At 62.7% G+C, this 20,636-nt stretch carries 18 protein-coding genes and 1 tRNA gene; 12 read left to right on the plus strand and 7 right to left on the minus strand.

Going from position 1 to position 20,636, the window contains the following annotated elements; translation table 11 throughout:
- Window positions 1–45: 45 nt before the first annotated feature.
- On the minus strand, window positions 46–1,089 hold the full coding sequence (locus tag ACGYLA_RS04120; protein ID WP_394430521.1) for an ABC transporter substrate-binding protein: 1,044 nt from the start codon (window positions 1,087–1,089) through the stop codon (window positions 46–48).
- Window positions 1,090–1,148: 59 nt separating this feature from the next.
- Window positions 1,149–2,240 carry an ABC transporter ATP-binding protein gene (locus ACGYLA_RS04125; protein WP_394430523.1) on the minus strand — a complete coding sequence of 364 codons (1,092 nt, stop codon included), beginning with the start codon at window positions 2,238–2,240 and terminating at the stop codon, window positions 1,149–1,151.
- Window positions 2,241–2,489: 249 nt separating this feature from the next.
- On the opposite strand from ACGYLA_RS04125, the gene ACGYLA_RS04130 reads away from it, so the two are divergent.
- From ACGYLA_RS04130 to ACGYLA_RS04140, 3 genes are all read left to right on the plus strand, one after another.
- The gene (locus ACGYLA_RS04130; protein ID WP_394430525.1) at window positions 2,490–3,572 is read left to right on the plus strand and encodes an NAD(P)/FAD-dependent oxidoreductase; all 1,083 of its coding nucleotides are present in this window, start codon (window positions 2,490–2,492) and stop codon (window positions 3,570–3,572) included.
- 118 nt (window positions 3,573–3,690) lie between these two features.
- On the plus strand, window positions 3,691–3,870 hold the full coding sequence (locus ACGYLA_RS04135; RefSeq protein ID WP_168613435.1) for a hypothetical protein: 180 nt from the start codon (window positions 3,691–3,693) through the stop codon (window positions 3,868–3,870).
- 74 nt (window positions 3,871–3,944) lie between these two features.
- Complete coding sequence (locus tag ACGYLA_RS04140) at window positions 3,945–4,340, plus strand: PleD family two-component system response regulator (protein WP_394430527.1); 396 nt, start codon at window positions 3,945–3,947, stop codon at window positions 4,338–4,340.
- A gap of 93 nt (window positions 4,341–4,433) precedes the next feature.
- Here the strand turns inward: ACGYLA_RS04140 and ACGYLA_RS04145 are convergent.
- A tRNA-Leu gene (locus tag ACGYLA_RS04145) sits at window positions 4,434–4,519 on the minus strand.
- A gap of 168 nt (window positions 4,520–4,687) precedes the next feature.
- Between ACGYLA_RS04145 and ACGYLA_RS04150 the strand changes: the two genes are divergently transcribed.
- The 9 genes from ACGYLA_RS04150 to ACGYLA_RS04190 all read left to right on the plus strand — a co-directional run bounded on the left by ACGYLA_RS04150 (window position 4,688) and on the right by ACGYLA_RS04190 (window position 18,127).
- Window positions 4,688–5,674, plus strand: coding sequence for a complex I NDUFA9 subunit family protein (locus ACGYLA_RS04150; protein ID WP_394430529.1), 987 nt, complete (start codon window positions 4,688–4,690; stop codon window positions 5,672–5,674).
- Window positions 5,674–6,480 carry an undecaprenyl-diphosphate phosphatase gene (locus tag ACGYLA_RS04155; RefSeq protein WP_271688732.1) on the plus strand — a complete coding sequence of 269 codons (807 nt, stop codon included), beginning with the start codon at window positions 5,674–5,676 and terminating at the stop codon, window positions 6,478–6,480. The genes ACGYLA_RS04150 and ACGYLA_RS04155 overlap by 1 nt, the downstream gene beginning before the upstream one ends.
- A gap of 159 nt (window positions 6,481–6,639) precedes the next feature.
- The gene (locus tag ACGYLA_RS04160; RefSeq protein ID WP_271688733.1) at window positions 6,640–8,073 is read left to right on the plus strand and encodes an NAD(P)-dependent oxidoreductase; all 1,434 of its coding nucleotides are present in this window, start codon (window positions 6,640–6,642) and stop codon (window positions 8,071–8,073) included.
- A 163-nt stretch (window positions 8,074–8,236) separates the two neighbouring features.
- A complete protein-coding gene (gltB, locus tag ACGYLA_RS04165) occupies window positions 8,237–12,769 on the plus strand; it encodes a glutamate synthase large subunit (RefSeq protein WP_394430531.1) in 4,533 nt (1,510 codons plus the stop codon).
- 108 nt (window positions 12,770–12,877) lie between these two features.
- Window positions 12,878–13,582, plus strand: coding sequence for an SGNH/GDSL hydrolase family protein (locus ACGYLA_RS04170; protein WP_394430533.1), 705 nt, complete (start codon window positions 12,878–12,880; stop codon window positions 13,580–13,582).
- A gap of 7 nt (window positions 13,583–13,589) precedes the next feature.
- Complete coding sequence (gene mtgA, locus ACGYLA_RS04175) at window positions 13,590–14,318, plus strand: monofunctional biosynthetic peptidoglycan transglycosylase (RefSeq protein ID WP_168612441.1); 729 nt, start codon at window positions 13,590–13,592, stop codon at window positions 14,316–14,318.
- 58 nt (window positions 14,319–14,376) lie between these two features.
- Complete coding sequence (locus ACGYLA_RS04180) at window positions 14,377–15,045, plus strand: glutathione S-transferase family protein (protein ID WP_394430535.1); 669 nt, start codon at window positions 14,377–14,379, stop codon at window positions 15,043–15,045.
- On the plus strand, window positions 15,045–16,109 hold the full coding sequence (queG, locus tag ACGYLA_RS04185; protein ID WP_394430537.1) for a tRNA epoxyqueuosine(34) reductase QueG: 1,065 nt from the start codon (window positions 15,045–15,047) through the stop codon (window positions 16,107–16,109). The genes ACGYLA_RS04180 and queG overlap by 1 nt, the downstream gene beginning before the upstream one ends.
- An 11-nt stretch (window positions 16,110–16,120) precedes the next feature.
- Window positions 16,121–18,127: a hydantoinase/oxoprolinase N-terminal domain-containing protein gene (locus ACGYLA_RS04190; RefSeq protein ID WP_394430539.1), complete on the plus strand. Its 2,007-nt coding sequence runs from the start codon at window positions 16,121–16,123 to the stop codon at window positions 18,125–18,127.
- Between the two features lie 28 nt (window positions 18,128–18,155).
- Here ACGYLA_RS04190 and msrA read toward each other — a convergent pair whose 3' ends face one another.
- The 4 genes from msrA to ACGYLA_RS04210 form a co-directional block, all read right to left on the minus strand.
- Window positions 18,156–18,665: a peptide-methionine (S)-S-oxide reductase MsrA gene (gene msrA / locus ACGYLA_RS04195; protein ID WP_394430541.1), complete on the minus strand. Its 510-nt coding sequence runs from the start codon at window positions 18,663–18,665 to the stop codon at window positions 18,156–18,158.
- A complete protein-coding gene (msrB, locus tag ACGYLA_RS04200) occupies window positions 18,662–19,111 on the minus strand; it encodes a peptide-methionine (R)-S-oxide reductase MsrB (RefSeq protein ID WP_067263849.1) in 450 nt (149 codons plus the stop codon). The genes msrA and msrB overlap by 4 nt, the downstream gene beginning before the upstream one ends.
- A 79-nt stretch (window positions 19,112–19,190) precedes the next feature.
- Window positions 19,191–20,060: a DMT family transporter gene (locus ACGYLA_RS04205; RefSeq protein WP_168612445.1), complete on the minus strand. Its 870-nt coding sequence runs from the start codon at window positions 20,058–20,060 to the stop codon at window positions 19,191–19,193.
- Between the two features lie 180 nt (window positions 20,061–20,240).
- Window positions 20,241–20,528 (minus strand): HU family DNA-binding protein, encoded by a 288-nt coding sequence (locus ACGYLA_RS04210; RefSeq protein ID WP_007118569.1) that lies wholly within the window; start codon window positions 20,526–20,528, stop codon window positions 20,241–20,243.
- Window positions 20,529–20,636: the final 108 nt, after the last annotated feature.

Below are 20,636 nucleotides of genomic sequence, written 5' to 3' on the forward strand. Positions count from 1 at the left end.
TAGGGGTTGGGTGCCCCGCGCCCGGTCAGGCGCGGGGCGGGGTGCTTATTGCAGCAGCCATTCGTTGAACTTCTCGCCCAACGTCTCGCCATAGTCGGCCCAGAAGATGCCATCGGCTTTGACGCCTTCGTCAAGATGCGCGGTGGGCAGGTCTTGTTTCACGTCCTCGGGCAGCAGCGCTTGGGCAGAGGCGCGGGTCGGACCATAGGCCACGTCCTGCATGCCCGAGAGCGGCACGGTGCCGGTGGCGAATTTGATGAACTCCATCGCCTCTTCTTTCTTCTCGGTGCCCTTCATGATGGCCCAAACGTCGAGGTCATAGATGTGGCTGTCCCAGACGATCTCGAAGGGGGCGCCATCATCCTTGATCGCGGCGAAAATGCGGCCATTGGCGGATTGCACCATGGTCGCCCCGCCGTCGTTCAGCAGCACGGGGGCCTGCGACCAGCTGTCGTACCAAGTGATGTCGTCCTTGATGGTGTCGAGTTTGGCAAATGCGCGTTTCTGCCCCTCTTCGGTGGCCAACACCTCATAAACTTCTTCCGGGGCGACGCCATCGGCCAGCAGCGCCCATTCCATGTTGACCTGAGGCCGCTTGCGCAGACCGCGTTTGCCGGGGAACGCCTCGATATCAAAGAAGTCTTCGATGGTTTTGGGGCCTTCGCCGTTCTCGGTGTTTACGGCAAAGACGACGGACCAGACGATATTGCCCACGCCGCATTCATTGGCCAGCGCGTCATCGATGAAGTCATCTGCCGCCGGGGTGCCATCGTCGCCATCGGGCAGAACCGATTGGTCGATCACTTCCAGATAGCCCTCGGCACAGGCGCGTTCGAGGTCGATCACCTCAATGTCGACGACATCCCACAGGATGTTGCCCGCCTCGACCTGCGCCTTCATCTCGGCCACGCCGCCGCCGTAATCTTCGAACAGGATGTTGGTGCCGGATTTATCCATATAGGGTTGGATCATATGTTCCATCTGCGCGGCGCCATAGGCCCCGCCAAAGGAAGTCACCGTCAGATCCTCGGCCAAGGCGGGGCTGGCGATCAGCGCCGCGGTGGCCAAATAACTCAGATGCTTCTTCATCGGTCTCTCCTTGTCATGTCCAGGTTTTATGCGGGGCCCCGGTTTGCCCCCGGTCGCCCTTAATTGGCAAAGGCGATGCAGTCTTTCGTCAGGGACAACAGCTGCGCCGTCGCGCCCTCTTCGAACTCGGGCGCGGACAGGTCGTTGAGCACTTTGACGATAATGTCGGTGCCGTCCGGCAGGCGGAAATAATAGCGAATGAAATCGCCCACATAGATGCGCGTGACGAAAGTCGCCGTTAGCGCGTTGTCATGGGCATGGGTCGTGGGATGGATGAACAGTTTCTCGGGCCGGATGGAGACCCGGCATTGCGCGCCTTCGGTCAGCCCTTCGGAGGTTTGCGTGGTGATCGTGCCGGTATCGGTCTCGATCTTGGCGACCTCCCCCTCGATCCGGCTGACCTTGCCCTGCACGAAATTGTTCTCGCCGATGAACTCGGCCACGAAGGCATTGACCGGCCGCTCATACAACTCCGCCGGGGGCGCGCATTGCTGCACCACACCGTCGTTGAAGACGGCGATCCGGTCGGACATCGACAGCGCTTCGGTCTGGTCGTGGGTCACGTAGATGACGGTAAAGCCGATCTGCTTGTGCAGGCGGGTGATCTCGAACTGCATCTGTTCGCGCAGGTTCTTGTCGAGCGCGCCCAGAGGTTCGTCCATCAGGATGAGCGTCGGCTGGAAGATCATCGCGCGGGCCAGCGCCACGCGCTGCCGTTGCCCGCCCGAAAGCTGCCCGGGGCGGCGGTCGCCAAAGGCCGAAAGCTCGACCAGCGACAGATACTCGGCCACACGCTCTTTGATATCCGCCTTGGACATTTTCCGCACGCTCAGCGGATAGGCGAGGTTTTCGGCCACGGTCATATGCGGGAACAGCGCGTAGTTTTGGAACACCATGCCGATGTTGCGCTTGTTCGGCGCGGTCTTGTTGATCGACCGGCCATTGATTGCGATATCGCCTGAGGTGACACTCTCAAACCCCGCCAGCATCATTAAGACGGTGGTCTTGCCCGAGCCCGAGGGGCCAAGAAGGGTGATGAACTCCCCCTCCTGCACATCCATGTCGAAGCCTTTGACGACGAGATTTTCCTGATCGTAGCTCTTCTTGACGTTATCGAAACGCAGAAAAGTCTCTGCTTTGGTGTCTTTCATTGTGTCGCGGCTCTCCCTGTCGCTGGGGGGAGTTAAGCAGGTGCGATGATTCTAAACAATATGTTGCACCATTTAAGAGAATCGCGCCCTTCCCCGCGCTTATCGCGTGAGCATCTAGCCTCCTGTGGCGGCAGGATCGGCGGCTTTCGCCACGTTCTGCGAGAAATCGGTGGTAGAGCACCTATGTAGAAAGCTGACCACGCGGGCAGACTGTCCGGCAGGCGAAACCGATCAAAAGGAGAGGCACCGATGGGCAAGCGTATCGCAATCGTAGGGGGCGGCTATCTGGGGGCCGAACTGGCCAAGGCGATGGACCAGATCGCCGAGGTGACCTTGATCGAGCCGCGCAGTCATTTCGTACATGCCTCCGCGATGATCCGCGCCGTGGTGCAGCCCAGTTTGGTCGAGGAATCGCTGATCCCCTATGACCGGTTGCTGAAGCGGGGCCGCGTCGTAGCGGCGCGGGCGACTGCTGTCGATGGCAAGGGTGTCACGCTGGCGGACGGCACGCGGGTCGAGGCGGATTACATCGTCGTCGCCACCGGCTCGGACTATGCGACGCCGTTCAAACCCAAGGGCGCAGATATCGACGGGCTGCGGGCCGCGAACCAAGAGACGCGTGAAAAGCTGCTGGCGGCTAAGACCGTAGGCATCATCGGCGCGGGCGCTGTCGGGGTCGAGCTAGCCGGTGAGATCGCCCATGCCATGCCCGACAAAGAGATCACCCTGATCACCAAAGACGACAAGCTTTTTGCCGGAAAGCCTGACAGCCTCGGCGCCTCGCTGAGCAGGAAGCTGAAACGCGCCGGGGTGGAGCTGATCCTCGGCAAGAAGGCCGAAGGGCTCGCCTCCATGACAGAGCCGCATGCGGGCAGCCTCACCCTTGACGGCGGGGCGGAGCGGGCATTCGATCTGATCTTCCCCGTCTTGGGCGCGCGCGCCGCGTCAGAATTGTTGAAGAACCTGCCGGGGGCCGAGGTTACCGCCGCCGAGCGGATCAAGACCGATGGCTATTTGCGCCCCTCATCCCTGCCCAATGTCTTTGCCGCAGGGGACGTGGCGGACCCGGGCGACAATATGACCATCGTCGCGGTCAGCCGGCAGTTGCCTTGGCTGCGAAAGACCCTCACCGGGCTGATCACGGGCCGCAAGCTGGCGGATATGAAAACCTATCGCCCTTGGGGCGCGGAGGCACCGATTCTGCTGCCCTTGGGGCCGGTGCGCGGCAATAGCTTTTTGATGCTCTTCACCGCGGGCGATTGGGTGACGCAAAAGATGAAGGGTGCGCATCTCTTTGTATCGAAGTACCAAAAGCTGCTGAACAGGCATTAACCGCAGCCCGAGGGTGGGGCGCTCTATACCTTAGAATAGGGCGCTTATCCCGACGTCAGCAGGCATTGCGCGGCGAGATGTGTGAAGGTTGAGGCAAGTCAACTCAGGAGCACAAGCCATGTCCATTCAGTTCAGCAACAGTTTCGACGCCGCACAAGCCGTTACCGAAATCACCCCGATCACCGCCTGCGTCAGCATGGGCAAATACGCGACCGCACAGGGGGAGCTTATCTGGCAAAGGGGTGAGATCGCCTGCGTGCGTTCCGACTCGGCGATGTTCGTCGGCAAACGCATTTAAGCATTCACGTCATATTAAGTCCCGCACCACTAGGGTGACCCTTGGGGCGTGATTAAGGTGTAAGGCGGGGCGTGATGAACTGGAATGCAATCGTTATCGACGATTCTGAAATCGCACGACAGTTCATCCAAGCGTCCCTCGCCGAGGTCGGGTTTTCCTGCGTGGCAGATTATGGCTGCCCCGCCCAAGCTCTGGTCGCGCTGGCGCAGGAGCGGATCGCGACGGATGTGATCATCACCGATTTCATGATGCCCGCAATGGATGGGCTTGAGTTCTGTAGCCATGTCAGGGGCTTGCCGTTCTATCGGGGCATCCCGGTCGTCATGATCTCCACCCGGAAAGACGCCGATCTGCTGCGCCGCGCTTTGGCGGCGGGGGCAAGCGATTGTTTGAAAAAGCCTTTCAGCTTGGCCGAGCTTGCTACGCGGCTACAGCTTTGCCTGCAAAATGCGGGTGTCCGCGTCCAATAGGGCCGTGCGTGACCGGCGGTCGCAGCGCCCCCGAGGGGGTAGCGTCGGGGCCGTTTAAGGCCTGATCTACAGTCAATCATTTGTCGGGGAATATGGTGCCCAGGAGAGGACTCGAACCTCCACACCGTTGCCAGTACTAGCACCTGAAGCTAGCGCGTCTACCATTCCGCCACCTGGGCACGTATCGTGTGGGGTGCTCTAAGGCTCAGCCGGGTGACTGTCAATCGCAATTTATGCGAAAATCGGAAAATCCTGCGCGCGAGGTGCTGCAACCGGGGGTTTGGCCTTGTGACAGGGGCGGTGCGCGGGTACATCCTGTCAGAGAATTTATCTACAGGAGCGGCAGAATGTCTAAGCTGGTCACGATTTATGGCGGTTCGGGGTTTGTCGGACGCTATATCGCGTATCGCATGGCCAGAGCTGGTTGGCGGGTGCGGGTGGCGGTGCGCCATCCCAACGAGGCGCTCTTTGTGCGGACCTATGGTGTGGTCGGCCAAGTCGAACCTGTTTTGTGCAACATCCGCAACGATGGCTCCGTGGCCGACGCGCTGCGCGGCGCGGATGCGGTGGTGAACTGCGTTGGCATTCTGGTCGAGACCGGCAAGAACAGCTTTGACGCCGTGCAATCCGAAGGGGCCGAGCGTATCGCCCGCATGGCCGCCGCCGAAGGGATCGGCCATTTCGTGCATGTCTCTGCCATCGGCGCGGATATGGAGGCCGAAAGCGATTATGCCCGCACCAAAGGTGAGGGCGAGGCGGCCATTCTCAAACATATGCCCCAAGCCGTGATTCTGCGCCCTTCGATCATGTTCGGGCCAGAGGACGAATTCTTTAACCGTTTTGCAGGCATGACCCGCACCGGCCCGATCCTGCCGGTCGCCGGTGCCTCGACCCGGTTCCAGCCGGTGTTCGTCGACGACGTGGCCAAGGCGGCGGAAAAAGCACTGGAGGGGCAGGTCCCTTCGGGCGTCTATGAACTCGGCGGTCCCGATGTGGATACCTTCCGCGGGTTGATGCAGCGCATGCTTAAGGTAATTCACCGCCGTCGTTTGGTACTCAACATGCCGTGGTTCCTCGCCAAAATCGTCGCCTTCGGGTTCGATATGGTGCAGACGGCTACCTTTGGGCTGTTCACCAACAAGATGCTGACCCGCGATCAGGTCAAGAACCTGCGCAAGGACAATGTCGTAGCGGAAGACGCGCGCGGCTTTGCCGAGCTTGACATCACCCCAACCGCGATGGATGCGGTGCTCCCCGACTATCTCTGGCGGTTCCGGCCCTCGGGGCAATATGACGCCATCAAAGCATCGGCACGTAATCTGCGGCAGGGATAATGGAACAATCGACCACTCTGATCGCCGCCTTTCTGGGTTTGCTGGAGGGGCTGACAGAGTTCATCCCCGTATCTTCGACCGGGCATCTTTTGTTGGCCGGTCATTTCTTGGGTTTCGAAAGCGCCGGACGGACCTTTGAGGTCGTGATCCAATTGGGCGCTGTGCTTGCCATCCTGACGGTCTATTCCGCGCGGCTTTGGGCGGTCTTCTCGGCAGCACCCCATGATCCACAGGCGCGGCGGTTCATCTGGTCGGTGCTTCTGGCCTTTCTGCCAGCGGTCGTGATCGGCGTTTTGGCGCATGACTTCATCAAAACGGTCCTTTTCGAAACGCCCTTGCTGATTGCTGTCATGTTGGTACTGGGCGGGGTGGTCCTGCTGGTCGTGGACCGCATTGCCCCTGCGCCGACCCATTCCGATGCGACCAAATTCCCGCTCTCCATGGCGTTTAAGATTGGGGTGATCCAATGTCTCGCCATGGTGCCGGGCACTTCGCGGTCGGGCGCGACGATCGTCGGGGCTTTGTTGTTGGGGGCCAGTAAGCGGGCGGCGGCAGAATTCTCCTTCTTTCTGTCGATGCCGACGATGGCGGGCGCTTTCGCCTATGACATCTATAAGAACCGCGATGTGCTGGATGCCTCGGCCATGGGCGAGATTGCCGTGGGCTTCGCCATGGCCTTTATCTCTGCCGTTTTCGTGGTGCGTTGGGTGCTCGATTACATCAGCCGCTATGGCTATGCGCTTTTCGGGTGGTGGCGAATCCTTGTGGGCGGGGTGGTTATCCTCGCGCTTTGGGCTGGGTTTTAGTGGGTAGGTCCGCATCGGACCTTAAATGATGCATAAAAATGATGGCCGAGCCGCTCATTTGCTCGGAAAGAAGTAAATAGGTCAGCATTGCTGTCTTTTATTTACTTTGGCGCTCTCGTATACGAGCCTTCTGGCGGAATTTGTCGAAGGAACGGGTATATGGCGAAGCAGGTCATGCTAAAATTTACAGACGTTGCGCGGGATATGCCCGAAAAACGCCCGCCCGATTTGCGCCGGACGGATTTCGATGAAATTTACGCCGAATATGCGGATGCAAAAGCGGCCGAGCAATCGAGCCGGTGCAGCCAATGCGGCGTGCCCTACTGCCAAACCCATTGCCCCCTGCACAACAACATCCCCGACTGGCTGCGCCTGACCGCCGAGGGGCGTCTGCAAGAAGCCTATGAGATCAGCCAGGCCACCAATACCTTCCCCGAGATCTGTGGCCGTATCTGCCCGCAGGACCGCCTCTGCGAAGGCAACTGCGTGATCGAACAGTCGGGCCATGGCACCGTCACCATCGGCTCGATCGAGAAATACATCACCGATACCGCTTGGGAGCAGGGCTGGGTCAAACCCGCCGCCCCGCGCGAAGAACGGCCCGAGAGTGTCGGCATCATCGGCGCAGGCCCGGGCGGACTGGCGGCAGCGGATATGCTGCGCCGCGCGGGCGTGCAGGTCACCATCTATGACCGCTACGACCGGGCGGGCGGATTGCTGACCTATGGCATCCCCGGCTTCAAGCTTGAGAAAGACGTGGTTGAGCGCCGCAATGCGCAGTTGGCCGAAGGCGGCGTGACCTTTGAGTTGAACTGCGATGTCGGTGTCGACATCAGCTTTGGCGCGATCCGGGGCAAGCATGACGCCGTGATCATCGCGACCGGCGTCTACAAAACCCGTGAGATCGAAGCCCCCGGTGTGGGCGGATTCGGCGTGGAGCGGGCGATCGACTTCCTCACCGCCTCCAACCGCAAGAGCTTTGGCGACACGGTCGAAGAATTCGAAAACGGCCGTCTGAACGCCGCGGGCAAAAAGGTTGTCGTGATCGGCGGCGGCGACACCGCGATGGACTGCGTGCGCACCTCGATCCGTCAGGGTGCGGAAAGCGTCAAATGCCTCTACCGCCGCGACCGGGCGAATATGCCGGGCAGTCAGCGCGAAGTGCAAAACGCCGAGGAAGAGGGCGTGATCTTTGAATGGCTGAGCGCGCCCAAGGGCTTCGTCGGCGATCCGGTGACCGGCGTGATGGTGCAAAAGATGCGCCTCGGCGCGCCTGACGTGACGGGCCGCCAGTCGCCCGAGGTGATCGAAGGCGCCGACTATGTCGAAGAAGCCGACATGGTGATTATGGCCCTCGGCTTTGAGCCCGAAGACCTGCCGACGCTCTGGAACGAGCCGGAGCTGCCGGTCAACCGCTGGGGCACGATCAAGGCCGATTACGTCACCGGGGCCACCGCGCTCGACGGGGTCTATGCCGTGGGCGACATCGTGCGCGGGGCGAGCCTTGTGGTTTGGGCGATCAAGGACGGGCGCGACTGCGCGCAGGCGATCCTTGACGATTTCAACGGCGCGCAGCGCATCGCGGCGGAGTGATGGTATCGGGGCGGCCTGCCGCCCCGGCCCCTGCGGCGCTGCCCGAGACCAAGAGTGAAATAGACGTGACGCCCGACGGCCCTGCCTTTGCCGCAGCGCACGAGAATAAAACCAAGGCCCAAGTCAAAGCAGGATTTGCGGCGTTTGTGGAAGGAACCAAGCCATGACCAAATATGATGACGCCTGGGTGGCCCGCGAAGAAGCCAAACGCGCGATGATGGCCGAAAAGGGCATGTATAGTTTCGAGGAAGAGCATTCCTCCTGCGGCGTGGGCCTTGTGGTCAACATCAATGGCGAAAAGACCCGCGAGGTCGTGGTCAACGGGATCAACGCGCTCAAGGCGATCTGGCACCGCGGCGCGGTCGACGCAGATGGGATGACCGGCGACGGCGCGGGCATCCATGTACAGATCCCCGTGCCCTTCTTCTATGAGCAAGTCCGCCGTACCGGCCACACCCCGCGCGAAGACGAGTTGATCGCCGTGGGTCAGGTTTTCCTGCCGCGCACCAATTTCGCCGCGCAAGAGACATGCCGGACCATCGTGGAGACCGAAGTGCTCCGTATGGGCTACTACATCTATGGCTGGCGGCATGTGCCGGTCGACATTTCGGTGCTGGGTGAAAAGGCCAATGCGACCCGGCCCGAGATTGAGCAGATCCTGATCTCCAACGCCAAGGGCGTGGATGAAGAGACATTTGAGCGTGAGCTCTACGTGATCCGCCGCCGCATCGAGAAAGCCGCCATCGCGGCGCAGGTGCCGCAGATGTATATCGCTTCGATGTCCTGCCGCTCGATCATCTACAAGGGCATGATGCTGGCCGAACAGGTGGCGGAGTTCTATCCCGACCTGAAAGACGACAAATTCATCAGCGCCTTCGCGATCTATCACCAGCGCTATTCCACTAACACTTTCCCGCAGTGGTGGCTGGCGCAGCCCTTCCGCATGTTGGCCCATAACGGTGAGATCAACACCCTCAAGGGCAATATGAACTGGATGAAGAGCCATGAAATCCGCATGGCCTCTGCCACCTTTGGCGAGATGGCCGAGGACATCAAGCCGATCGTGGCCTCCGGCTCCAGCGACTCCGCGGCACTCGACTCGGTCTTCGAAGTGCTCGTGCGCGCGGGCCGCTCCGCGCCGATGGCCAAGACGATGTTGGTGCCGGAATCCTGGTCTAAACAGGCCGTGGAACTGCCGCAGGCGTGGCGTGACATGTATTCCTATTGCAACTCCGTCATGGAGCCTTGGGACGGTCCCGCTGCCCTAGCGATGACCGATGGCCGCTGGGTCTGCGCCGGGCTTGACCGCAACGGGCTGCGCCCCATGCGCTATGTCGAAACCTCGGACGGCATGTTGATCGCCGGTTCCGAAGCCGGGATGGTGCCGCTGGACGAGGCGCGCGTCGTGGCCAAGGGCGCGCTTGGCCCCGGGCAGATTATCGCGGTGGATATGGCAGAGGGGAAACTCTTCCATGATACTGAAATCAAAGACAAACTAGCCGCCAACCAACCCTTCGGCGAGTGGGTCGGCAAGATCACCGAGATGGATGGCGTCCTTGCCGGTGTCACCGAAAAGCCGCTGTTCGAAGGCGCCGAGTTGCGCCGCCGTCAGGTGGCCGCGGGCTATACCATCGAAGAATTGGAACAGATCCTTGCGCCGATGGCCGAGGACGGCAAGGAAACGCTGGCCTCGATGGGCGACGACACGCCTTCGGCGGTGCTTAGCGGCCAGTACCGCCCCCTGAGCCATTTCTTCCGCCAGAACTTCAGCCAAGTCACCAACCCGCCGATCGACTCCTTGCGCGAATTCCGGGTGATGAGCCTCAAGACACGGTTCGGCAACCTCAAGAACGTGCTCGACGAAGACAGCTCGCAGACCGAAATCATCGTGCTCGACAGCCCCTTTGTGGGCAACGCGCAGTTCGATGAGCTGATGGCCCAGTTCAAGGTGCATACCGTCACCATCGACTGCACATTTGAGCCCGGCAACGGCAATCTGAGCGCCGGTCTGGCGCGCATCCGGGCCGAGGCGGAAGACGCCGTGCGCTCGGGCGCGGGGCATCTGGTGCTGACCGATCAGCACAGCGGTGCTGACCGCGTGGCGATGCCGATGATCCTTGCCACCAGCGCGGTGCACAGCCACCTCGTGCGCAAGGGGCTGCGGACCTTCACCTCGCTTAACGTGCGCTCGGCAGAATGTGTCGATCCGCATTATTTCGCCGTACTGGTGGGCTGCGGTGCGACCGTGGTGAACGCCTATCTGGCCAAGGATTCCCTCGCCGACCGGATTGAGCGCGGGCTGCTGGACATGACCCTGACGCAGGCGGTGCAGAAATACCGTGAGGCGATTGACCAAGGCCTGCTCAAGATCATGGCGAAGATGGGGATTTCCGTGATCTCGTCCTATCGCGGCGGTCTGAACTTCGAGGCGGTGGGCCTGTCCCGCGCCATGTGTGCCGAGTATTTCCCCGGCATGACCAGCCGCATCTCCGGCATCGGTGTCGTCGGCATCCAGCGCAAGGCCGAAGAGGTTCACGCCAAGGGCTGGCAGGGCGACGGTGTCGTGATGCCCATCGGTGGCTTCTACAAGCTGCGCCGCTCGGGTGAGAAACACGCTTGGGAGGCGAGCAGCATGCATATGCTGCAAATGGCCTGCAACAAAGCGTCCTACCAGATGTGGCAGCAGTATTCGAAAAAGATGCAGAGCAATCCGCCGATCCATCTGCGCGACCTCTTGGACATCAAGCCGCGCGGCAACCCGGTGCCGTTGGAGGAGGTGGAGAGCATCACCTCAATCCGCAAGCGTTTCGTAACGCCGGGCATGTCGCTGGGGGCGCTGTCGCCCGAGGCGCATAAGACGCTGAACGTGGCGATGAACCGTATTGGCGCCAAGTCTGACAGCGGCGAGGGCGGCGAAGATCCGGCGCATTTCGTGCCGGAGGCCAATGGCGACAACCCCTCGGCCAAGATCAAACAGGTCGCCTCGGGCCGTTTCGGCGTGACGGCAGAGTACCTCAACCAGTGCGAAGAGCTGGAAATCAAGGTCGCACAGGGCGCCAAGCCCGGTGAGGGGGGCCAGCTTCCGGGCATGAAGGTCACCGACCTGATCGCGCGGCTGCGCCATTCGACCAAGGGGGTGACGCTGATCTCCCCGCCGCCGCACCATGATATCTACTCAATCGAAGACCTCGCGCAGTTGATCTACGACCTCAAGCAGATCAACCCGCGCTGCAAGGTGACCGTTAAGCTCGTCGCTTCGAGTGGCGTTGGTACAATTGCCGCCGGGGTGGCCAAGGCCAAGGCGGATATCATCCTGATCTCGGGCCACAACGGCGGCACCGGGGCATCGCCTGCGACCTCGATCAAATATGCGGGTCTGCCGTGGGAGATGGGCCTCACTGAGGCGCATCAGGTTCTGTCGATGAACAACCTGCGCGACCGGGTGACCCTGCGCACCGACGGCGGGCTGCGCACCGGGCGCGACATCGTCATGGCGGCGATGATGGGGGCCGAAGAATATGGCATCGGCACCGCGGCACTCATCGCCATGGGCTGCATCATGGTGCGCCAGTGCCAGTCCAACACCTGCCCCGTCGGCGTCTGCACGCAGGACGAAGCGCTGCGCGGCAAGTTCACCGGCAATGCGGATAAGGTCGTGAACCTCATCACCTTCTACGCGCAGGAGGTGCGGGAGATCCTCGCCTCCATCGGGGCGCGCAGCCTTGATGAGGTGATCGGCCGCGCGGACCTGCTGACGCAGGTCAGCCGAGGCTCGGCGCACCTTGATGATCTCGACCTGAACCCGCTGTTGATCACCGTCGATGGCGCGAATGAGAACGTCTATGACCGCGACAAGCCGCGTCAGGTCGTGCTCGACACGCTGGACGCGCAGATCGTCCGCGATGCGGCGCGCTTCCTTGAGGACGGTGAGAAGATGCAACTGTCCTATGCCGTCCAGAACACGCACCGGACCGTCGGCACGCGGGTGTCGAGCCATATCGTCAAACGCTTCGGGATGCGCAATTCGCTGCAACCGGACCACCTAACGGTGAAGCTGACCGGCTCGGCTGGGCAGTCACTGGGGGCCTTCGCGGCGCCGGGGCTCAAGCTCGAAGTCTCGGGCGATGCCAATGACTATGTCGGCAAGGGTCTGTCGGGTGGCACGATCGTGGTGCGGCCTTCGATGGCAAGCCCCGTGGTGGCGTCGGAAAATACGATCATCGGCAACACGGTGCTCTATGGCGCGACGGCGGGATACCTCTTTGCCGCGGGCCGGGCGGGCGAGCGTTTTGCGGTGCGCAACTCGGGCGCGCATGTGGTGATCGAAGGCTGCGGCAGCAACGGTTGCGAATATATGACCGGCGGTGTGGCGGTGATCCTCGGTGAAATCGGCGCGAACTTCGCTGCCGGGATGACCGGGGGGATGGCCTATCTCTATGATCCCGAAGGCTCGGCCCATAAGTTGATGAACGCCGAGACCATCGTGACCTGCCCAGTCACCGTCGATCATTGGCTCGATCAGTTGCACGGTCTGCTGGAGCGCCATGTCGCCGAGACCAAGAGCCGCAAGGCCGCTGATATCCTTCAGCATTGGGAGACCGAGAAGCACAACTTCTTGCAGGTCTGCCCGAAGGAGATGTTGGTGCATCTGCCCGCGCCGCTCAGCGTGGAAGAGGCGGCGGTTCCGGCGGAGTAACCTTTGCCCCGCGCGGCTCCGGTCGCGCGGGGAGGGCCATCGGCTTGCTTCCGGGCCGGGGTGGTAGACGGAACGGGATGCGCTACCTCCTCCGCATCGGAGGACTCCATGCATAAAATTCTGATCGCCATCGCCTTTGTCACCGGCCTTGCCGCTTGCACCGACACCGCCCCGCGCGGCGGGGGTGACATCCTCGTCTTGGGCGACTCCATCATGGCGTGGAACGGGGGTCGGGCCATCCCTGATGTCATCGCCAGTCAAACGGGTCGCAACGTCACCAGCCGCGCCGTGCCGGGCGCTCAGTTCGACAATGCCTCGACCGTGGCCTCTGCCGTCGGCTTTGACATCCAGCAGCAGTTCCCCGGCGGGCGCTGGAACTGGGTGGTGGTCAATGGCAGCGCGAATGACCTGAACGCCGATTGCGGCTGTGGCGCCTGCGGAGCCGCTGTCGATGCGCTGATTGCGCCGGATGGTCAAAGCGGTAGCATCCCTGCCTTCCTGCAGCGTCTTCGCGCCCAGACCGGCGCGCAGCTCATGTGGATGGGCTATTACGCAGGTTCCGGTTCGGGCGCCTTCGCGGGCTGCCGTGATGATCTGGTCGAAATCGAATCCCGCATCGCCCGCTTCGCCGCGCGCCGCCCCGGGATCCATTTCGTCGATTCCGAAGATGTGATCGACCGGGGGGATCGCGGGCTCTTCGCTCGCGACAATGTGCACCCCTCGGCCCGAGGCTCTGCCCGGATCGGGGCCTACCTCGCCCAAGAGATCACCGCGCGCGAGAGCCGTTCACAAAATCCCGCAGACGGCCTATAGCTGATCTATGGCGACACGGAAAAAGACCGCCCCCAAGGGTAAGAAATCGAGCAAGAGCAGCCCCTCGCTCAAGAAACGCGCGCGCCGTTGGGCCTTGCGCGCCTTGGCGCTGGCCTTTCTCTTGGCGGTGCTGCTGGTGCTGCTGTTCCGCTTCGTCAATCCGCCCACGGGTTTCTACATGTTCTCGGAATCGCGCCGTTTGGGGGGGGTGCAGCGGGACTGGGTGCCGCTTGAGCAGATCGCCCCCGTGATGGCCCGCGCCGCCGTGGCGGCGGAGGATGCGAATTTCTGCAATCACTGGGGCTTTGACATGCAGGCGATCCGGACCGCGATCGAAAACGGGTCGGCCCGCGGGGCGTCGACGATCAGCCAGCAGACGGTCAAGAACGTCTACCTCTGGCATGGCCGGTCGTGGCTGCGCAAAGCGCTTGAGGCCGGGATGACCCCGCTGGTCGAAACCCTCTGGCCCAAGCGGCGGATCATCGAGGTCTATCTGAATGTGGCCGAGTTCGACGAAGGTGTCTTTGGCGTTGGTGCGGCGGCGCCGCATTACTTTGGCGTCGCGGCGGCAGACCTAAGCGCCACGCAGGCCGCCCGCCTTGCCGCGATCCTACCCGACCCGAAAGAGCGTTCCGCCTCGCGCCCCGGTGACTTTACCCGCAAGCGCACGGCCCAGATCATGGACGGGGCGGCGACCATCCGCGCGGACGGTCGCGCCGCCTGTTTCGAGAGTTGAAAATCCCTCCGCCAGCAGGCATGGAAGAGTGCAATCCCTTTAACCACACGGACTTTATATGACGGCTCGCTTGTTTCACGTTCCCTTGTCCCCCTTCTGCCGCAAGGTGCGGCTCAGCCTTGGGGAGAAGAAGATCGAGGTGGAACTGGTCGAGGAGCGCTATTGGGAGCAAGACCCCGATTTCCTGCGCCGCAACCCGGCGGGGAAGGTGCCGGTGCTGCGGCTCGACGGGATCATGATGGCGGAAAGCGCCGCGATTTGTGAATATATCGAAGAGACCCGCCCGGAGGCGTCCTTGCTGCCCAGTGACCCGGTGCAGCGCTTGGAAGTGCGGCGTTTGGTCAGTTGGTTCGACGACAAGTTCCACGACGAGGTGACCTCGAAACTGCTCTATGAGCGGGTCAACAAGAAGGTCACCAAACAGGGCTACCCGGACAGCAAGAACGTCAAGGCCGGGGCCAAAGCGATCAAATATCACCTCGACTACATGGCGTGGCTGCTGGATCACCGCCGCTGGCTGGCGGGCGACGTGATGACGCTGGCCGATTTCGCCGCCGCCGCGCATCTGTCCTCGCTCGACTATATCTCGGACGTGGATTGGAACCGCTCTGAGGTGGTCAAGGATTGGTACGCCAAGATCAAGTCGCGCCCGGCTTTCCGCTCGATCCTCGCCGATCAACTGCCGGGCTTCCCGCCTCCGCTGCATTACAACAACCTCGACTTCTGATGCCTGCAGCCCCCCGCGCCGAAATCGGGCCGGAGGCTCTGAAGGCGCGGGTGGTGGCCCGGGCCCTTGAGGAAGGCTTTGTCGCCTGCCGCATTTGCCGCCCCCAAGACGTGCCCGAGGTGCCCGAACGGCTCGCCCGCTTTGTCGAGGCCGGGTTTCACGGGCAGATGGGCTGGATGGAAGAGCGGATGCATTGGCGCGGCAACCCCGCTGCCCTCTGGCCCGAGGCGCGGTCGGTCATCATGCTGGCCGAAAGCTACACCCCCGAACATGACCCCCGCGCGGTGTTGGAGCATCCCGACAAAGGCGGGATTTCGGTATACGCACAGGGGCGCGATTACCACGATATCGTCAAGAAACGGCTGAAGCGGCTGGCGCGCTGGCTGATGGAGGAGGCGCGCGCGCTCGATCCGGAGGTGAAGGTTTTCGTCGATACCGCCCCGGTGCCGGAAAAGGCGCTCGCGCAGGCCGCGGGGCTCGGCTGGCAGGGCAAACACACCAACCTGCTTAGCCGGAAGTTCGGCAATTGGGCTTTTTTAGGCTCTGTTTTCACCACCCTCGATCTGCCGCCCGACGCCCGGGAGGTGGACCACTGCGGCTCTTGCCGGGCCTGTCTTGAGGCTTGCCCCACGGATGCTTTCCCCGCGCCCTATCAACTCGACGCACGGCGCTGCATCTCCTATCTGACGATCGAACACAAAGGGCCGGTCGATCTGGACCTGCGCGAGAAGATGGGCAACCGGATCTATGGCTGCGACGACTGCCTTGCCGCCTGTCCGTGGAACAAGTTCGCCGTGGCGGCCAGCGATATGCGCTATCACGGCCCCTCGGTGCAGCCCGCCGATCTGGCCGAGCTTGCGGGCCTTGATGATAACGCTTTCCGCGCGCGCTATTCCGGCTCTCCGATCAAACGGATCGGGCGGGATCGTTTCGTGCGCAACGTGCTCTATGCCATCGGCAATTCCGGGCTGGCGCGGCTGCGCCCCGTGGCGCAATCTCTGACCGAAGACGCTGACCCCACCGTGGCCGAGGCCGCGCGTTGGGCGGCAGCGCGTTTGGCATAGGAGGCACGCCCATGGCGGTGTTATTGGGCGTGGACACGGGCGGCACCTATACGGACGCGGTGCTGATCCGCGATGAGACCGAGGTGATCGCCACCGCCAAGGCGCTGACGACCCGTGCCGATCTGGCCGTGGGCGTGGGCAGGGCGGTCAGCGCGGTTTTGGCGCAATCCGGCGTGGCGGCGGAAGAGATCGCCATGGCCGCCCTCTCTACCACGCTGGCGACCAATGCGCTGGTCGAGGGGCAGGGCGGGCGCGTCGCCTTGATCTATGTCGGATTTCGCGCGGCGGATCTTGAAGCGCATGGGCTGTCGGAGGCGTTGCGGGGGGACCCTTGTCTGCTGCTTTCCGGCGGGCATGATCACGCGGGGGCAGAGGTGGCGCCGCTGGACGAACCGGCCCTGATCGCCTTTTTAGAGACGCATGAGGCCGAGGTCAGCGGCTTTGCCGTGGCCAGCCAATTCGCCACGCGCAACCCCGCGCATGAGCAGCGGGTCGCAGAACTGGTGGCAGAGGTCACGGGGCGCCCCGTCTCGGCCTCTCACAGTCTCTCGGCCAAGCTGAACGGGCCGAAACGGGCGCTTACGGCGTTGTTAAATGCGCGTCTGATCGGCATGATCGACCGGCTGATTGGCCGCGCAGAGGATCAATTGCGCCATCTGGGCATCCACGCGCCGTTGATGGTGGTGCGCGGTGATGGCGCCCTGATGTCGAGCGCACAGGCCCGCGAACGGCCCATCGAGACCATCCTCAGCGGCCCTGCGGCATCGCTGGTGGGCGCGCGTTGGTTGACCGGGGCAGAGACGGCGCTGGTGTCGGATATCGGCGGCACGACGACCGATGTGGCCCTATTGCGCTACGGTCGCCCGGCGATTGACCCGGCAGGGGCGCAGGTCGGTCCCTATCGAACCATGGTCGAGGCGGTCGCGATGCGCACCCACGGGCTGGGCGGCGACAGCGAGGTGCATTTCACGTCTCAGGGTCTAACCGCAGGCGTGACCCTTGGGCCGAAGCGCCTGCTGCCGATCTCTCTCATCGCGGTCGACGCGCCGGAGGTGGTGCATAACGCCTTGGACGCGCAGCTGCGCCGCAGCGTGGCGGCAGAGCATGATGGCCGCTTTGTCCGCGCCGTAGAGGGGCAGGGGGCCGAAGGTTTGGCCCCGCGCGACAGGGCGCTGTTGGAGCGGATCGGGGGCGGTGTCTGGCCCTTGGGGGATGTGCTGCGCAATCGGGTCGATCAAAGCGCTTTGGCGCGGTTGGTCGCACGCGGGTTGGTGCAACTGGCAGGGGTGACGCCCACGGATGCGAGCCATGTGACGGGGCATCTTTCTGCATGGGATGCCGATGCCGCGCGCAAGGCGTTGACCCTGTTCGGGCGCAAGCGCGGCGGTTCGGGGCTGCGGTTCTGCCCCGATCCTGATGAGCTCGCCCAGATCATCCTCGACCGTCTGACCGAACAGACGACTTTGGCCCTGTTAGAGACTGCATTCGCTGAGGAAGCCGCCGATTTCGACCTGCCGCCAGAGGTTCTGGCGCGCCATGTGTTGATGCAGCGTGGCCTATCGGGGCATCGCGGCGTGCTGCGGATTGATGCGGGGCTGAACCTGCCTGTCGTGGGATTGGGCGCCTCGGCGGCGACCTACTACCCGGCGGTGGGCAAAAGGCTGGGCAATGAGATGATCTTGCCCAAATACGCCCATGTCGCCAATGCTATCGGCGCGGTGGTGGGCCGGGTCATCATGCGCGAAAGCGCGACCATCACCGTACCGCAAGAGGGGGTGTTTCGCCTCCACCTCGCTAATGGCCCGCAGGATTTCCCGACCGCTGAATGCGCTTTGTCCCAAGCGGAGCGCGCTTTGACCGAAGCCGCCCGTGCCCGCGCGGGGGCAGCCGGGGCGGCGGAGATTGAATGCGATGTGACGCGGGATATTCGTCTGGCGGATGTCGAAGGGCGGGAAGTCTTCGTCGAGGCCGCGCTTACGGTCGAGGCTTCGGGCCGCCCACGGGTGGCGGTGGGCTAACCCCCGGCGCGGGGCCGGGGGCAGCGGTTCATTTAGCGGCGTCGCGTTTAGGTAGGACCCAATCGGCGCGGGGGAAGTGGCAGGTGTAGCCGTTGGGCAGACGCTCAAGGTAGTCCTGATGCTCGGGCTCGGCCTCCCAGAAGTCGCCCACCGGCTCAACCTCGGTCACCACTTTGCCGGGCCAGAGGCCGGAGGCTTCGACATCGGCGATGGTGTCTTCGGCGACGGCTTTCTGTTCGTCGTTCACATAGTAGATCGCCGAACGGTAGCTCATCCCGATGTCGTTACCCTGACGGTTCACCGTGGTCGGGTCGTGGATCTGAAAGAAGAATTCCAGCAACTCGCGGTAAGAGGTCTTCGCGGGGTCGAAGATGATCTCGATCCCTTCGGCATGGGTGCCGTGGTTGCGGTAGGTCGCGTTGGGCACGTCGCCGCCGGTATAGCCGACGCGGGTCGAGACCACGCCGGGGCGGCGGCGGATCAGATCCTGCATGCCCCAGAAACAGCCCCCGGCCAATACTGCGCGTTCGGTTGTCATGTCACATTCTCCACTTGGTTGAGATATTCGCCATAGCCTTCGGCTTCCATGTCGTCACGGTGGATGAAGCGCAGGGAGGCGGAATTGATGCAATAGCGCAGCCCGCCCCGGTCGGGCGGGCCATCGGGGAAGACGTGGCCAAGGTGGCTGTCGCCGTGTTTGCTGCGCACTTCCGTGCGGACCATGCCGAGCGAGGCGTCTTCCAGTTCTTCCACATAGGCAGGCTCGATCGGCTTGGTGAAACTGGGCCAGCCGCAGCCGCTTTCGTATTTGTCGGACGACGCAAACAGCGGCTCGCCCGAAACGATGTCGACGTAGATGCCCGGTTCCTTGTTGTCGAGGTACTTGCCGGTGCCGGGGCGTTCGGTGCCGCTGCGTTGGGTAACGTGGAATTCTTCGGGGCTCAGCGCGTCAATCGCGGCGTTGGTTTTCTCGTATTGGGGCATGGCGTCCTCCGTTCATGAGCTTGGCCTATTAGATGGGGTGTGGCGGTGAAATTCAAAGGGGGTGCGCCTCACACTGGCGTTATGCCCTGCGCTGGCGCGAGACTTGGACGGCGAGGATGCCGCCCGCGATGATCGCGACCCCAAGGATGTCGCGCGGCCCCAGCGTTTCGCCCAGCAGCAGCGCTGCGATGGCCACGCCGAAGAAGGGGTTGAGGAAGTGAAAGGTCGCCGCCCTTGTGGCACCGATGCGGTTGACCAGCCAGAACCAGACCACAGTGGCGGCCAAGCCGGGCACGAGGCAGGTATAGGCGAAGGCAAGCGTCAGGCGCAGGCTGGGGTCGATCCGGGGCGTTTCGAACAGCGCGGTGGCGATGGAGAGGGCGACGCAACCGACGAGCATTTGCAGGCCCACGACCATCAGGAAGTTGCCGCCCGAGGTCGCGCCGCGCACCAGCAGGGTGGCGGCGGTGAGAGCCACAACGCCGATGGCGCAGAGGATGAGGCCATAGAGGTCCACTTGCCCGCCAAGGCGCGCGCCCATGATGATGGCGACGCCGATGACACCGGCAAACAGTCCTGCGATGCCCAGAGGGCGCAGTTTTTCACCCAAGAAGGCCCAAGCGGCGAAACCGACCAGCAGCGGCATGGTGGAGGCGATGATCGCGGCGAGGGAAGCCTCAATGGTCTGCATGGCGATGAAGTTTAGGCCGAGGTAGACCGCGTTTTGCAGCACGCCGAAGATGATCGTCGCCCGCCATTGCGCAGGGGTGAGCCGCCAGCTTTGCCCCAAGGCCAGCGCAATGCCGACGCCGATCAGGCCCGAGATCAGGTAGCGCAGGGAGAGGGCCAGCAGGGGAGAGGCGTCCATCACGATGATGCGGGCTGAGGTGAAGGCCGAGGACCACATCACGGCAAAGGCCAGCCCCATGAGAATTGCGCGGATGTCCATGAAATGCCCCCTGTGCTGAACTTGCTAAGGAATGGCGGGTTTGTAGGGGGAGGGCAAGGTGGGTTTGGTAAGATGTGCCACCCGGCCCGGAAACAAGCCGGAGGCGATGGCCCTCCATCAATCCCACAACAAAAAAGGGCCGCCCGAAGACGACCCTTTCGTAAACGCTCAGCCCAAGGCTTACTCGTTCACGCTGTCCTTCAGCGCTTTCGCGATGGTCATCTTGACCACTTTGTCGGCGTCTTTCTTGAACTGTTCGCCAGTGGCGGGGTTGCGGACCATCCGCTCGGGGCGCTCACGGCAATAGATTTTGCCAACGCCCGGCAGGGTCACGGCACCGCCGGCGGACACTTCACGGGTGATCAGGTTGCAAACGGCGTCGAGCGCTGCGCCTGCGGATTTCTTGTCGGTGTCCATCTCTTCTGCCAGAGCAGCAACGAGCTGGGTCTTGGTCATCGGTTTTGCCATTTTATTCTCCTTAGACTGCCCGCTTTTTAGGGCCTCATGGCCGGAATGTAACGGTATGTTGTGGGATAACACAACGAATTGTGGCGCCATAAACGCGAAAACATGCGA

It is taken from the genome of Sulfitobacter sp. 1A13679, from assembly GCF_043557115.1.
In the GTDB taxonomy this organism is placed as follows: domain Bacteria; phylum Pseudomonadota; class Alphaproteobacteria; order Rhodobacterales; family Rhodobacteraceae; genus Sulfitobacter; species Sulfitobacter faviae.